This window comes from Acinetobacter sp. CY73 (assembly GCF_059515865.1).
Map to the genome: position 1 here is coordinate 38,622 of NZ_JCAKMZ010000002.1, position 13,174 is coordinate 51,795.

General features: G+C 40.4%; 9 protein-coding genes and 1 pseudogene. 8 read left to right on the forward strand and 2 right to left on the reverse strand.

The window, feature by feature from the left end:
* Positions 1-133: 133 nt before the first annotated feature.
* On the reverse strand, positions 134-451 hold the full coding sequence (locus tag AC5YD2_RS01615; protein ID WP_496124641.1) for a DUF4179 domain-containing protein: 318 nt from the start codon (positions 449-451) through the stop codon (positions 134-136).
* A gap of 650 nt (positions 452-1,101) precedes the next feature.
* Here AC5YD2_RS01615 and AC5YD2_RS01620 point away from each other — a divergent pair.
* The 8 genes and pseudogenes from AC5YD2_RS01620 (at position 1,102) to AC5YD2_RS01655 (ending at position 10,438) form a co-directional block, all read left to right on the forward strand.
* The gene (locus AC5YD2_RS01620; protein ID WP_496124803.1) at positions 1,102-2,118 is read left to right on the forward strand and encodes a sulfate ABC transporter substrate-binding protein; all 1,017 of its coding nucleotides are present in this window, start codon (positions 1,102-1,104) and stop codon (positions 2,116-2,118) included.
* A gap of 288 nt (positions 2,119-2,406) precedes the next feature.
* Positions 2,407-3,321 carry a 16S rRNA (cytosine(1402)-N(4))-methyltransferase RsmH gene (gene rsmH / locus AC5YD2_RS01625; RefSeq protein WP_496124642.1) on the forward strand — a complete coding sequence of 305 codons (915 nt, stop codon included), beginning with the start codon at positions 2,407-2,409 and terminating at the stop codon, positions 3,319-3,321.
* A gap of 9 nt (positions 3,322-3,330) precedes the next feature.
* A complete protein-coding gene (gene ftsL, locus AC5YD2_RS01630; protein WP_496124643.1) occupies positions 3,331-3,666 on the forward strand; it encodes a cell division protein FtsL in 336 nt (111 codons plus the stop codon).
* Positions 3,667-3,675: 9 nt separating this feature from the next.
* Positions 3,676-5,510, forward strand: a pseudogene (ftsI, locus tag AC5YD2_RS01635) (penicillin-binding protein PBP3).
* 3 nt (positions 5,511-5,513) lie between these two features.
* Complete coding sequence (locus tag AC5YD2_RS01640) at positions 5,514-7,007, forward strand: UDP-N-acetylmuramoyl-L-alanyl-D-glutamate--2,6-diaminopimelate ligase (RefSeq protein WP_496124644.1); 1,494 nt, start codon at positions 5,514-5,516, stop codon at positions 7,005-7,007.
* A gap of 12 nt (positions 7,008-7,019) precedes the next feature.
* Entirely contained in the window at positions 7,020-8,429 is a 1,410-nt protein-coding gene (locus AC5YD2_RS01645) for a UDP-N-acetylmuramoyl-tripeptide--D-alanyl-D-alanine ligase (protein WP_496124645.1), read from the forward strand.
* Positions 8,430-9,548 (forward strand): phospho-N-acetylmuramoyl-pentapeptide-transferase, encoded by a 1,119-nt coding sequence (mraY, locus tag AC5YD2_RS01650; RefSeq protein WP_496124646.1) that lies wholly within the window; start codon positions 8,430-8,432, stop codon positions 9,546-9,548.
* A gap of 74 nt (positions 9,549-9,622) precedes the next feature.
* Positions 9,623-10,438 (forward strand): putative RNA methyltransferase, encoded by an 816-nt coding sequence (locus tag AC5YD2_RS01655; RefSeq protein ID WP_496124647.1) that lies wholly within the window; start codon positions 9,623-9,625, stop codon positions 10,436-10,438.
* Between the two features lie 83 nt (positions 10,439-10,521).
* Here the strand turns inward: AC5YD2_RS01655 and ponA are convergent, their stop codons facing one another.
* A complete protein-coding gene (gene ponA, locus AC5YD2_RS01660; RefSeq protein ID WP_496124648.1) occupies positions 10,522-13,068 on the reverse strand; it encodes a penicillin-binding protein PBP1a in 2,547 nt (848 codons plus the stop codon).
* Positions 13,069-13,174 lie beyond the last annotated feature (106 nt).

Here is a 13,174-nt window from a genome sequence, read left to right on the forward strand (position 1 = left end):
CGAAAATTATTCAAAATATAAATTAGAACTATTATAACGAAAAAGCCCTATCACTTTATGATTTATTCATCAATAAAGGACAGGGCGGATAAAAAACTTTTTGGGGGAAAAGTTTTCTAAACGTTACGCTTTATTACGAGCTTTGTTGAGGGAAAATAGCCTGCACAAAACGTGAAAAACGTTGATGTTGATTCGCTAAAAAATTCTGTGTAGGTGCGGATTTTAAATTGGTTAGTGCTTTAATTTGATCGTTCTCATTTAAACTTTTATTCGCAGAGCGATCGCGCTTTTGCTGAGAAAGTGCTTTTTCAATCGGCGAGAGTTGTTTCTCAAAGCTTAAAGGAACTTCAACAGACTTTGCTGTTTTTTTTATGGCAGCAGCTTGAGTACCTTGTGTTCCAACCATACATAATGCGCTTAAGCAAACGGCTGTAAAAACTTTTAATTTCATTTCCAATCAATCCCCTAATTTGTATTGTTGTAAAATTTATACTTTATGGTATCCATTCTACTCATTAATGCAAGAAAAGTACAAATAGTTCACACAAATTTACAAATGATAATCATTATTAAAGATATTTAAGAGCTCATTGCATTATTAAATTACACTTGCGCTATTCTGCATAAAAAAGATGGAGATAAAATGAAGATACAATCTTGACGCAAATTTAGATGGACCTTGAATAACGAAAATAAGAATGATTGAAAACGGATATCTGAATATTTTACAAAAACTCATTTAGCTTTTAACTGTTTGAATTTAAATTTGAAAATACAAAATAGTGCAGTTCAATCGAAATAATTCAGGAGACTTATTTTGTGAATGAGTAATCTCTAATGAATTGCTGATTGAAACTGAATAGGAATGATTGAATAGATCGGAATAAAAAGTTTATGAAGGTCTTTATCCTTTTCATTCATATTCAAATCATAAAATCGTATAAGTTATATAAAGTATTAAAAAAGCATAAAGTAATTTAAAAACAATAATTTAATTTCATTGATTTATTTGGCTATATTCCAGACTGTGTGAGTAATTGCAGTTCAATATGTAATTCCATATATTGGCTCTAATTTATGAAGATTACAGATTGTGTTGCTATGAAACTTCAAATCAAAACTATTTTCTCCTCATTATGTCTGGCACTAAGTTTGTCAGGCGTTGCGGCATCGACTCAAGCAGCAGAACGCGAATTTTTAAACGTGTCTTACGATGCCACACGTGAATTTTATGATGAGTTTAATGATTCTTTTGGTCAGTATTGGAAATCACGTACTGGACAAAGGGTTAATTTTAAACAGTCACATGGCGGTTCTGGTAAACAAGCGCGTTCCGTTGTGGATGGTTTAAAAGGCGATGTTGTAACACTCGCTTTAGCCAATGATATTGAAGAGATTGTAAAATCTGGTCAAATTAAGGCAGGCTGGCAAAAAGAATTCCCGCATAATTCTGCGCCATATACTTCAACGATCGTATTCATGGTGCGTAAGGGTAATCCTAAACACATTAAAGATTGGAGTGATTTAACCAAACCCGGCGTAGAAATTATTACGCCAAACCCAAAAACGGGTGGTTTGCCACGTTGGGTATACCTGTCTGCATGGGGCTATGCACTGAAACAACCTGGTGGTAATGAAGCTAAAGCCAAAGACTTGGTGACTAAACTATATCGCAATGTCAAAGTGATGGATTCTGCTGCACGTGCTTCAATGACAACATTTGCAGAACGTAAAATTGGTGATGTATTACTGACTTGGGAAAATGAGGCTTTGGTTACACAGAAAGCTTTAGGGAAAGATAAGTTTGATATTGTTTATCCTTCCATGTCGATTTTGACAGAGCCATCTGTGGCAATTGTTGATAGAACGGTTGAGCGTAATGGCAATAAATGGTTAGCTACGGGCTACATTAATTATTTGTATTCGCCACTCGGTCAAGAAATGGCAGCAAAACATTTCTATCGTCCACGCAATGCACAAGTATTAGCAAAATATAAACATCAGTTCCCAACGATTAAAACATTTACGATTGATGACGTGTTTGGTGGTTGGGCGAAAGCACAACAAACCCACTTTGTGAATGGAGCCACCTTCGATCAAATTTATAATAAGCGCTAATTCAGCCCTTAATTTTATGTTCTTAAAAGCCAATCATTCGTGATTGGCTTTTTTTATTAAAATTGATCGAGCTGTTTATTTTTCTCAATTTTAGGTTTTAAGCGTAGAGAAATTTTTCAATATTAGGATCGAAATTTAAGATGACCCATCATTTTGTGCAAAAGTAGTGTCATGAGAAACGGTTTTGCCTATAGAAAGTAATATTTTCCTACAAAAAGACGTTTGGAGCTTTTCTAAAACAAGGTAATAATGTGCAGTTACATTTTTCATGGTTTTGAATAAACAATTATGTCGCATATTTCTGTATTACTTCACGAAACTGTTGATGCCCTCGTGGCGGATCGCAATACAGGAATTTTTGTAGATGGTACTTTCGGACGTGGTGGTCATACGCGTTTATTACTGTCTAAATTAGATGAAAATGCGCGTGTTTATGCATTCGATAAAGATCCACAAGCACTTGCTGTTGCAGCAGAACTTGAACAAGAAGATCCACGTTTTACGATTATTCATGCCAGTTTTGCAGATTTGAAAAATGAAATGAATCAACGGGGTATCGAAGAAGTTGACGGTGTGATGGCGGATTTGGGGGTATCATCACCACAACTGGATCAAGCTGAACGTGGTTTTAGCTTCATGAAAGATGGTCCACTCGATATGCGTATGGATAACTCGCAAGGTGTAACAGCAGCAGATTGGTTAGTTGAAGTGTCTGAAGAACACTTGGCCAATGTGATTTTTCAATATGGCGAGGAACGTTATAGTCGTCGTATTGCAAAAGCCATCAAAGCTGCAGGTTATATTGATACCACAGCCAAATTGGCTGAAATTGTTAAAGTTGCCCATCCGAAATGGGAAAAAAATAAGCATGCTGCAACGCGTACTTTCCAAGCGATTCGTATTGAAATTAACAAAGAGCTGGACGATGTACATGAGTTTTTACCGCAAGCGCTAGATTTGTTAAAATCTGATGGACGTTTGGCTGTGATTAGCTTCCATTCTTTGGAAGATCGAATTATTAAACAATTTATTCAAAAAGAATCGACCTTAGCAGAAGATACGGGTTGGGGAATGCCTCAAAAAATTGAAGAGACACGTCGTTTGAAAAAAATTGACCGTGTGCGTGCCAGTGAAGCGGAAGTGAAACAAAATCCGCGTTCACGTAGTGCATGGCTCCGTGTCGCGGAACGTATCAATAAATAAAGGTCAATCATGAAAGCTGAAATATTAGAAGAACAAGATACAAATACTTTGGCAAGAAAAAAAGTATTGGTTTACATCATCTTGACCTCGCTAATTTTAGTGAGTGCATTTATGGTGGTGTATCAGGTGTATTTGTATCGTCATGATTTTCGTGAATTGAACACCCATATGCGTGAACGTGAAGACATTAACGCAGAGTGGGGGCGTTTGCTGATTGAACAGCAAACTTTTGGTGCAACTGCACAAATTGGTACGCGTGCTGTCACGCAACTTCGTATGTATTCACCGCCGACTGCACAAACGGTGGTGATTTCTTTACCCACAAAACCAGAGCAAAATAAATAGGCATGCTGAATGGTCGATAAACGGACAACAAAACAACCACGCAAAAAACAGCAGTCGATTTCAGAAAAACCAACGATTGCAGTGGATATGTGGCGTTTTTATTTAATGTGGGGCGTCGTATTATTTTGCTTCGTCATGTTGGTTGCGCGTGCTTTTTATGTACAAGTGATTAATAAGGATTTTTTGCAAAATAAAGCCAATGCCAAGATTTTAAGAACAGAAAAAATGAAAGCCATGCGCGGTGTGATTAGCGACCGTAATGGCATTCCTTTGGCGATCAGCACCCCGATTATGAAGGTGGTGATTGATCCACAAAATTATTATGAAACCAAAGATACCTTTGATCAAATCACTGCAGAATTAAAGAAAACACCTGACAGTCGAAAGCTTAAAAATCAGTTGCCGAAAGAAAATCTAAACTTAGATGAACTTGCTGATGCCGTGGGTATTGATCGTGCCGATTTAAAGAAACGTGTGAAAGAACGTTCGCGTTCACGTTATTTAGTTCTGAAAAAAGAAGTACCACCGCCTCAAGCAGATTTATTAGTACAGCGTAATTTTGCTGGTGTTTATGCTGAAAAGTCATATAAGCGTTACTACCCACAACCACAACCCAATGCTCAAATTATTGGTCTAACCAATACCGAGGGTACAGGCATTGAAGGTTTGGAAATGCAGCTCAATAAGCGCCTAGCAGGTGTGGATGGCGAGCAAAAACTGGTTCGTGATAAACATGGTAACCGTGTGCGAACGCCTGAAGTGATTAAAGAGGTTGAAGCAGGCGAAAACATTACCCTCAGTATCGACTCACGCTTGCAATACATTATGTATCGCGAATTGACGGCTGTAGGCGTAGCAAATAATGCACGCTCTGCTACAGCAATTGCTGTGGATGTAAAAACGGGTGAAATTTTGGCGATGACCAGTTGGCCGTCGTATAACCCGAATGATAAAAATAGTCTTTCCAATAAAGATGCGATGCGTAACCGTGGTGCTGTGGATTCATTTGAACCGGGTTCAACCATGAAGCCGTTGACCGTGGCGATGGCACTTGAAAGTGGGAAATATAAACCGAATTCTGTTGTGAATACCACACCAGGTTCAATGCGTGTGGGCAATCATACCATTCGTGATACGCATAACTATGGTGCGTTGACACTGGGCGGCATTATTCAAAAGTCATCAAACGTCGGTGTTGCGAAGATTGCACTATCACTGCCATATCCAACTCTTCCAACCTTCTACAAGCGTTTAGGTTTTGGTCAGCGTTCAGCAGTGAAATTTCCAGGCGAAAGTCCAGGTCTGATTTTGCCTCCAAGTAAGTGGAATGTCTCTGAAGTCGCAACGATGTCTTATGGTTATGGTCTGAATGCCACGGTATTACAGTTGGTTGATGCCTATGCGATGTTGGCGAATAAAGGTGTAAAAATGCCTTTAAGTCTTTACAAATTAGATGCTCAGCCAAAGGGTGAGCAGATGATTGAGCCTAAAATTGCAGATGATGTTTTATTGATGATGGAAACTGCAACTTTGCCGGGCGGTACAGCAACCCGAGCAGCGATTCCAGGTTATCGTGTTGCAGGTAAAACAGGTACGGCGCACAAGTTACGTGCAGACCGTAAAGGCTACTCAACCAATGAATATCGTGCCTTATTTGCAGGGGTTGCGCCTGTCAGTGATCCACGCTTAGCCATGATTATGGTCGTTGAAAATCCGAAAGGAAGTTATTTCGGTGGTACGGTATCCGCACCTGTATTTGCGAAGGTGATGCAAGAGTCGTTAAGACTGTTAAATGTGCCTTTAGATAAACCTTTAGATACTCCAAAAATCCAGTAAATAGGTGATGAATGTCCATTACATTTCAAGATCTTTACACCGTTGAACAAGCGCCTGAATGGATGAAATCATCCTTTCAGGGCTTTAGTCTGGATAGTCGAAAAATTACTTCAGGGCAAATTTTCATTGCCCTGACTTCATTTTCACAACCTGAAAAAACGGCAGAATTTGCACAAAAAGCACTGGATAATGGTGCATTAGCCGTGATTTCAGAAACTGAACTAGCGCTTCAACCAAGTTTAGTTGTTCCCAATCTTCGTCATGTGATGGGGCAATGGCAAAAACAATATTTACAGGCGACTGATCCTGTTCAAGCGACTCGAATTATTGCGGTGACGGGAACCAATGGCAAAACCACGATTTCACGTCTTATTGCTGAATTATTGATGTTGCAAGGTCAGAAATGTGCCGTGATGGGAACGACAGGCAACGGAATTTTACCTGAGCTTGAGTCTTCTTCGCATACCACATTAGATGCTTTACATTTACAAACAGCTTTACATGATTATGCGCAACAAGGCGCTGAGTTTGCTTCAATTGAGGCAAGCTCACATGGTTTGGAGCAGGGGCGTTTAAATGGCTGTGATATTGAAATTGCAGCATATTCCAATTTAAGCCGTGATCATTTGGATTATCACGGAACGCTTCAAGTTTATGCGGAAGCAAAAGCTGCGTTATTTAAATTTGAATCTTTAAAAGTTGCGATTATTAATATTGATGATCAGCATGCACATATTATGCTCAACGCTGCTCAGCAAAATCCGTCAAAACCACGAATTTTGACTTATTCAACGACGCAAACTGCGGATTACCAAGTTCAAAATATTCAATATAGTCTGAGTGGTGTGAACTTTAAATTGGTCACAGCACAAGGCGAATTTGACGTACATAGTCCATTGCTCGGTCATTTTAATATTGAAAATATTGTGGCCAGCCTAATTGCAGCGGAGCAGGCTGGTTTTGATCTCTGTACATTAATTGAAGTCGCACCTCAATTGAAAGGCGCACCAGGTCGTATGCAAGTGCTACGTGATGGTGAAAAGCTATTTGTGGTTGATTATGCGCACACTCCTGATGCATTAATTCAAGTGTTGATTACCTTGAAACGTCATGCTTCAAACGATTTGTGGGCAGTCTATGGGTGCGGTGGTGATCGAGATCGTGGTAAACGTCCACTGATGACACAAGCGGCTTTAGATTATAGCGATGTGGTTCTGATGACCTCAGACAATCCAAGAACAGAAGACCCTGAGCAAATTTTTGCAGATATGAAAGTAGGGATTGACTTGAATAGTCGTACCGTACATGAAATTCATGATCGCCGTGAAGCCATCAAATTTGCTGTCAAAAATGCCAAAGATGGCGACATTGTGGTGATCGCAGGTAAGGGGCATGAAAACTACCAAGACATAGATGGGGTGCGTCATTGGTTTGATGATGTCGTGGAAGTTCAATCTGCGATTGATGCTCAGCCTCACGATACACATTCAGCATATCCAGCGTAATAAGGAATCCATATGCATACTTCAACAACCAGCACGGCGACATTAGTCCCTTGGACAGCAGAACAATTAAAAGATGCAACTCAAGGGCAATGGCATAACGATAAAGTGCCTTCTGGTGAGATTAAACGGATTTTGACTGATTCACGTGATGCAGAACATGGAGATGCATTCTTAGCACTCAAAGGTGAACGCTTTGATGCGCATGATTTTATTGCACAAGTTGCAATACAGGGTTGTGAAATTGCGATTGTCAGCCAACCGATTGATGCGGATATTTGCCAGTTGGTGGTTGAGGATACGCGCTTAGCACTCGGTCACTTGGGGGCTTATCGTCGCCAAAAAAATCCGCAGTTGAAAGTGATCGCACTCACAGGCAGTAGTGGTAAGACCACCACTAAAGAAATGTTGGGCAGTATTTTAAATCGAATTGCCCCGACCTTAATCACGCGTGGCAATCTCAATAATGATTTGGGTGTCCCGATGATGCTGTTGGAGCTTCGCCCAGAGCATCAATATGCGGTCATAGAGTTGGGTGCAAGTCATCAGGGTGAGATTGATTACACCTCAAATCTGGTTCAGCCTCATGTTGCAGGGATTATTAATATTGGGACTGCACATTTAGGTGAGTTTGGCGGCCGTGATGGAATTTGTCGTGCGAAGTCTGAAATTTATGCGCATATTGCTGAGACAGGCACATCCATTGTTCCTCGTGCAGATGACTTTGCTGAAACGATTTTAAAATCCGTGGTGACAGATCAAAAGATGAGTTTCGGTCAAGGTGGGGATGTGTATGCAACTGAAATTCAACTTCATCCTCAATCTGCGACTTTTACATTGAATACACCAAATGGATCACGCCAAGTCGATTTGCCATTTGCAGGTGAGCACAATGTCCAAAATGCAACAGCAGCAACTGCCTTTGCATTGGCTATAGGAATATCTCTAGAGGATGTCGTTGCAGGTTTGGAAACTGCGACAGGCGCTAAAGGTCGTCTGAACTTTATTCAAAAAGATAAATACTTATTTATTGATGATACCTATAATGCCAACCCCACTTCGATGCGCGCGGCGGGTGAAGTCCTTGCTCAACAAGAAGGTATTCGTGTCATGGTGACAGGTGATATTGGAGAGCTTGGATCTGCTGCTGCGCGAGAACACTATATGCTCGGTCGCGATTTAGTTTCGCTTAAAGGTTTGAACTTTGTTGTCGCTGTCGGAGAATTTGCCCCTGCAGCACAAGAGGGTGCGCGTAGTACGCAATATGGTAAAAAAATGCAGGCTTTCTTAAATCAAGAGCAAGCTTTGCCATTTTTAGTTGATTTAATTAAAACACATCAGCCTCAGTCCATGAGTTTCCTATTTAAAGGTTCTCGTTATACCCATATGGAAACGTTGATGACTGAATTGATGGAGAAGATCTAAATGCTGTTATGGTTATTTGAGCAACTGGCGGGCTATCACAGCTCGTTTAACGTGGTTCGCTATTTAACGTTACGTTCATTGCTGAGTGTCTTGACAGCATTGGCGATTGGATTGGCGCTTGGACCCATGATGATTCGTAAGCTTCAAGCATTGAAGTATGGTCAAGCGGTCAGCTCTTATGCCCCTGAAGGTCATGCCAAGAAAATGGGTACACCAACGATGGGCGGGATTTTGATTCTCCTCTCCATCGGAATCTCAACATTATTGTGGGCTGATTTATCCAACCCCTATGTTTGGATCGTTCTAGCCGTGATGGTGATTTTTGGTGCTGTGGGCTGGGCGGATGACTGGATTAAAGTTCGTTATAAAGACAATGCGGGTTTACCTGCAAAGAAAAAATTCTTTTGGACTTCAGTGGGTGCACTCGGCGCAGGCATCGCGTTGTATATTATCGCCCAGCAAGAAACAAATCCTGTCAATACCGCAAATATGTTGGATCTGCTGATTCCATTCTTAAAAGATTTCAGTATTCCGTTGTCGGCAATTCCATTGGGTATTGGCTTTATTATCTTTACTTTCTTGGTGATTAACGGTGCGTCTAATGCTGTGAATTTAACCGATGGTTTGGATGGTTTAGCAATCATGCCTATTGTACTGGTTGCTGCAGGATTGGGTGTATTTGCGTATCTAGCAGGTGATGTACGTTTTGCTAATTATTTACATATTCCTTATGTGAGAAATGCATCGGAACTTGTGGTGATTTGTGCTGCCATGATTGGTGCAGGTTTGGCTTTCCTTTGGTATAACGCACATCCAGCTCAAGTATTTATGGGTGATGTCGGTGCATTATCCTTGGGTGCAATGCTCGGTACCATTGCGGTGATGGTACGCCAAGAAATCGTATTCGCGATTATGGGTGGTGTATTTGTAGTAGAAGCCATTTCAGTTTTCTTACAGATCGGTTCATTGCGTATGCGCCAAAAGCGTGTGTTCTTGATGGCGCCATTGCATCATCACTATGAGAAAAAAGGCTGGCGCGAGACACAAGTGGTGATTCGTTTCTGGATTATTACAATTATGCTAGTAGTTTTAGGTCTAATGACTTTAAAATTACGCTAAGCCTCAATACTTGAAAAAGTCGGCAATTGCCGGCTTTTTTATTGCCACATAAAGCCAATGCTTTGGAGAAAAAGATGAATCTGCTGATGTGTCCTGTATGTCGTAAGGCATTAGTGCTCAATGACAAAACGTGGCGCTGTGAAAGCAATCATAGTTATGATGTTGCCAAACAAGGTTATGTGAATCTGCATGTTGTGCAACATAAGCACAGTAAAAATCCAGGGGACACGCCTGAATCTGTGCAAGCACGCCGTGATTTTTTAAGTGCTGGATTTTATGCGCCATTGCAAAAAGCAGTGGTTAAGAAAATTCATCAACTTAAAATTGAGAATCTGCTCGATATTGGTTGTGGTGAGGGGTATTACACCCATGCAATGCAAGCTGAGGCGATCCAAGTGGTGGGTGTAGATATTGCAAAAAATGCGGTGCAAATCGCTGCTAAATTAAATAAAGAAGTCACTTGGGTGGTGGGTACTGGCGCAATTTTACCTGTGCTCGATCAATCTATAGATCTATGTACCAGTTTATTTAGCCCTATTCCAGAACAAGAAATATTGCGTGTCTTAAAAACGGATGGCCATCTCATCGTGGTCACACCAGCACCTCAGCATTTATATGCGATGCGTGAAGCCTTATTTGAAGAGGTCAATCCACATGAACCACATAAATTTGTACAGCAATTAAAAGATCATTTTGATTTAGTGGACGATATCGTTATTGATGCACCCTTTGAATTAAATCAGCAAGGTTTAAAAAACTTAATTGCAATGACACCATACGCTTACAAGGCTAAACCTGAATTACGTAAAGCTTTAGAAGAAAAGCAACATTTTGCATTAGCAGCACAATTTCAAATCTTTGTATTTAAAAAGAAGCCAATTGAAGCATAAAGAACTTAAAAATAAAAAAGCCCTCATTGAGAGCTTTTTTATTGAACTTAGGATCACTGTACTTAAGATCACTGTACTTAGGATTATTGGACTTCGTTAATTAAATTTTCCAACGAATCCTGTTTTGGCGCTTCTTTTTTCGGTGTTTGGTTTAAAGCAGGCGGTGCTGTTTTAATAGGTTCCAAATCTTGTTCTTCACCTGGTAGATCATCAAAGTCACGAGTTTCATTGCGTGTTGGCGTTACAGGCGTCGGGCGATAGATCGGGCGAGCCAGAGGAGGGGATGCCGGACTTGAATCTTTTTCTACTACAGTGGCTGTAGGACTATGACGCTGATCACGAGTTAAAGGTGCTTTGGCATTTTTATCTAAAGCGACCCAAGCATGTGGTGTTCCTGCAAGTGCCTTGCTCATGAAATTGCTCCAAATAGGAAGCGCTGCAATACCACCATATTCTCGACGACCTAAAGTTGAAGGTTGATCAAATCCAACCCAAGCAACAGTTACTAATTTTCCATTAAAGCCAGCAAACCAAGCATCTTTTGCATCATTGGTTGTTCCCGTTTTACCACCAATATCACTTCGACCTATTTTTAACGCCGCACGACCTGTACCATGCTGAATCACATCTTTCAAAATATTCGACATGTCAAAAGCAGAACTTGACTTTAAAATACGTTGCGCTTGACGGTATTGGCTTTTTTCTTCTTTAGTGAGAGCTGGTAGTTTTTCTTCCTGTTCTAAAGTTTGGTTGTTCACTTCAATCACTTCATCATCAGGCGTTGCCTCTTGTTCATCAGTATTTTCCTTCGCAGGTTTAATACATGAGATACATGCATATTCAGGTTTTGCTTGATAAATCACTTTACCGTAAGCATCTTCAATACGACTGATGAAATGAGGTTGGATACGAAAACCACCGTTGGCAATGGCTGAGTAACCTGTTGCCATTTGAACAGGAAGTACTTGAGGCGTCCCTAAAGCAATGGTGTAATTACGTGGAATTTGATCTTCTTGCAGGCCAAAGTCCATAAACAACTGACGGGTTCTTTCAATACCCACAGATTGTAATAAACGAACTGAAACTGTATTACGTGATAAATAAAGCGCACGACGTAATGGGATCATTCCCAAATAACGCCCATCCGAGTTACGCGGTGACCATTTTCCAATGGTGATCGGGTTGTCACTGACCATGCTGTGAGGGGTCATACCACGCTCTAAAGCCAAGGCATAAACAAATGGTTTAATAATTGAACCCGGTTGACGCCAGCCTTGTAAGGCGCGGTTAAATTTAGATTGATAAAAATTATAACCACCGACAATCGCAATGATTGCACCATCATTTGGATTCATCGCGATCAATTGACCCTGTACTTTAGGCAATTGCACCAGTGCCCATGAAGTCTTTGCTTCATTTGGACGAAGTCGAACAATATCTTTTACTTTCACAATCTGAGAAGCGCGACTGGGCGCACCACCTACACTATTTGCATTGCGATAGGGGCGTGCCCAAGACATGCCCGACCATGGCACAGTGACCGTTTTTCCATCTTGCATTAATGCTTCGAAGGAATTGGAATTGACCTTGGTGACTTCAACAGGGTAAGTGTTTGCAAATGCCATGAAATTTTTCAAGGGTTCGTCATGCGCTTCTGCACCACGCCAACCATGGCGACGGTCATAGTCCTCTAAGCCACGTTGAACCGAATCTTCAGCATATTGTTGACGTTTAGAGTCAATAGTCGTATAGACCTTGTAGCCTGAATCAACTGCAAGATCACCAAACTTACTCACTAACTCAGAGCGTACCATTTCACCGACATAGGGGAATTTATTACTTAATCCTCGATCGGGCATATTCAAGACTACAGGTTCTGCCACAGCAACTTTATATTGATTTTGATTGATATAGCCGAGTTGCAACATACGTCCTAAAATCCAGTTGCGACGTTCCAAAGCACGCTCTGGATTGGCAACAGGATTATATTTTGAAGGGGCTTTCGGTAAGCCAGCAATCATTGCCATTTGAGCAATAGATAAATCAGCTAAGCTTTTGTCATAGTAAATTTTAGCTGCGGCAGCAATACCGTAGGCATTTTTGCCTAAGAAAATTTTATTCACGTAAAGCGTTAAAATATCTTCTTTGCTTAAGTTTTGTTCTATTTTTCGAGCCAAGAAGATTTCAGTCAGTTTACGCTTAAGTGTTCTTTCAGGCGTTAAGTAATAGTTCTTTGCAACCTGCATCGTGATTGTTGAGCCACCTGTTTGCACATCTGAGCCAGTTACGGTTTCGCTCAATGCACGCCCTAGACCTTTAAAACTAATTCCACTATGTTCAAAGAAAGACGAATCTTCAGCAGCCAGAAAAGCATGAATAAATTCTTCAGGTATTTGATTATATTCAACAGGAACAGAAAGTTTTCCGCCATATTCAGAAATAAGTTGATTATCTGCTGTATAAACTTGTAATGGCTTTAACAAAGGTGCTTTTTTTAATGAACTCATTTCTGGTAGCGATGGAGCGATGTACAAGTACATACCGTAAAAACCCATTGGTACGGTCAATAAAATTATAATAATCAGCAAAAAAAATGGATGAATGTTTCCACAACAAGATAGCTTTTTCATAACAAGTAAGTTTTAATAGGTGCTAAAGGCAAACTAATTGATGGTCAGTATAACTTCTCATTTAACGGAATGTTAGTTGAGTTTTATATCCGTAAAAAAATTAGAC

What these genes read in the sequence shown, in the direction of transcription:
- AC5YD2_RS01615 (WP_496124641.1), bottom strand. Translation starts at nt 451, where the DNA reads ATGAAATTAAAAGTTTTTACAGCCGTTTGCTTAAGCGCATTATGTATG.
- AC5YD2_RS01620 (WP_496124803.1), top strand. Translation starts at nt 1,102, where the DNA reads ATGAAACTTCAAATCAAAACTATTTTCTCCTCATTATGTCTGGCACTA.
- rsmH (WP_496124642.1), top strand. Translation starts at nt 2,407, where the DNA reads ATGTCGCATATTTCTGTATTACTTCACGAAACTGTTGATGCCCTCGTG.
- ftsL (WP_496124643.1), top strand. Translation starts at nt 3,331, where the DNA reads ATGAAAGCTGAAATATTAGAAGAACAAGATACAAATACTTTGGCAAGA.
- AC5YD2_RS01640 (WP_496124644.1), top strand. Translation starts at nt 5,514, where the DNA reads ATGTCCATTACATTTCAAGATCTTTACACCGTTGAACAAGCGCCTGAA.
- AC5YD2_RS01645 (WP_496124645.1), top strand. Translation starts at nt 7,020, where the DNA reads ATGCATACTTCAACAACCAGCACGGCGACATTAGTCCCTTGGACAGCA.
- mraY (WP_496124646.1), top strand. Translation starts at nt 8,430, where the DNA reads ATGCTGTTATGGTTATTTGAGCAACTGGCGGGCTATCACAGCTCGTTT.
- AC5YD2_RS01655 (WP_496124647.1), top strand. Translation starts at nt 9,623, where the DNA reads ATGAATCTGCTGATGTGTCCTGTATGTCGTAAGGCATTAGTGCTCAAT.
- ponA (WP_496124648.1), bottom strand. Translation starts at nt 13,068, where the DNA reads ATGAAAAAGCTATCTTGTTGTGGAAACATTCATCCATTTTTTTTGCTG.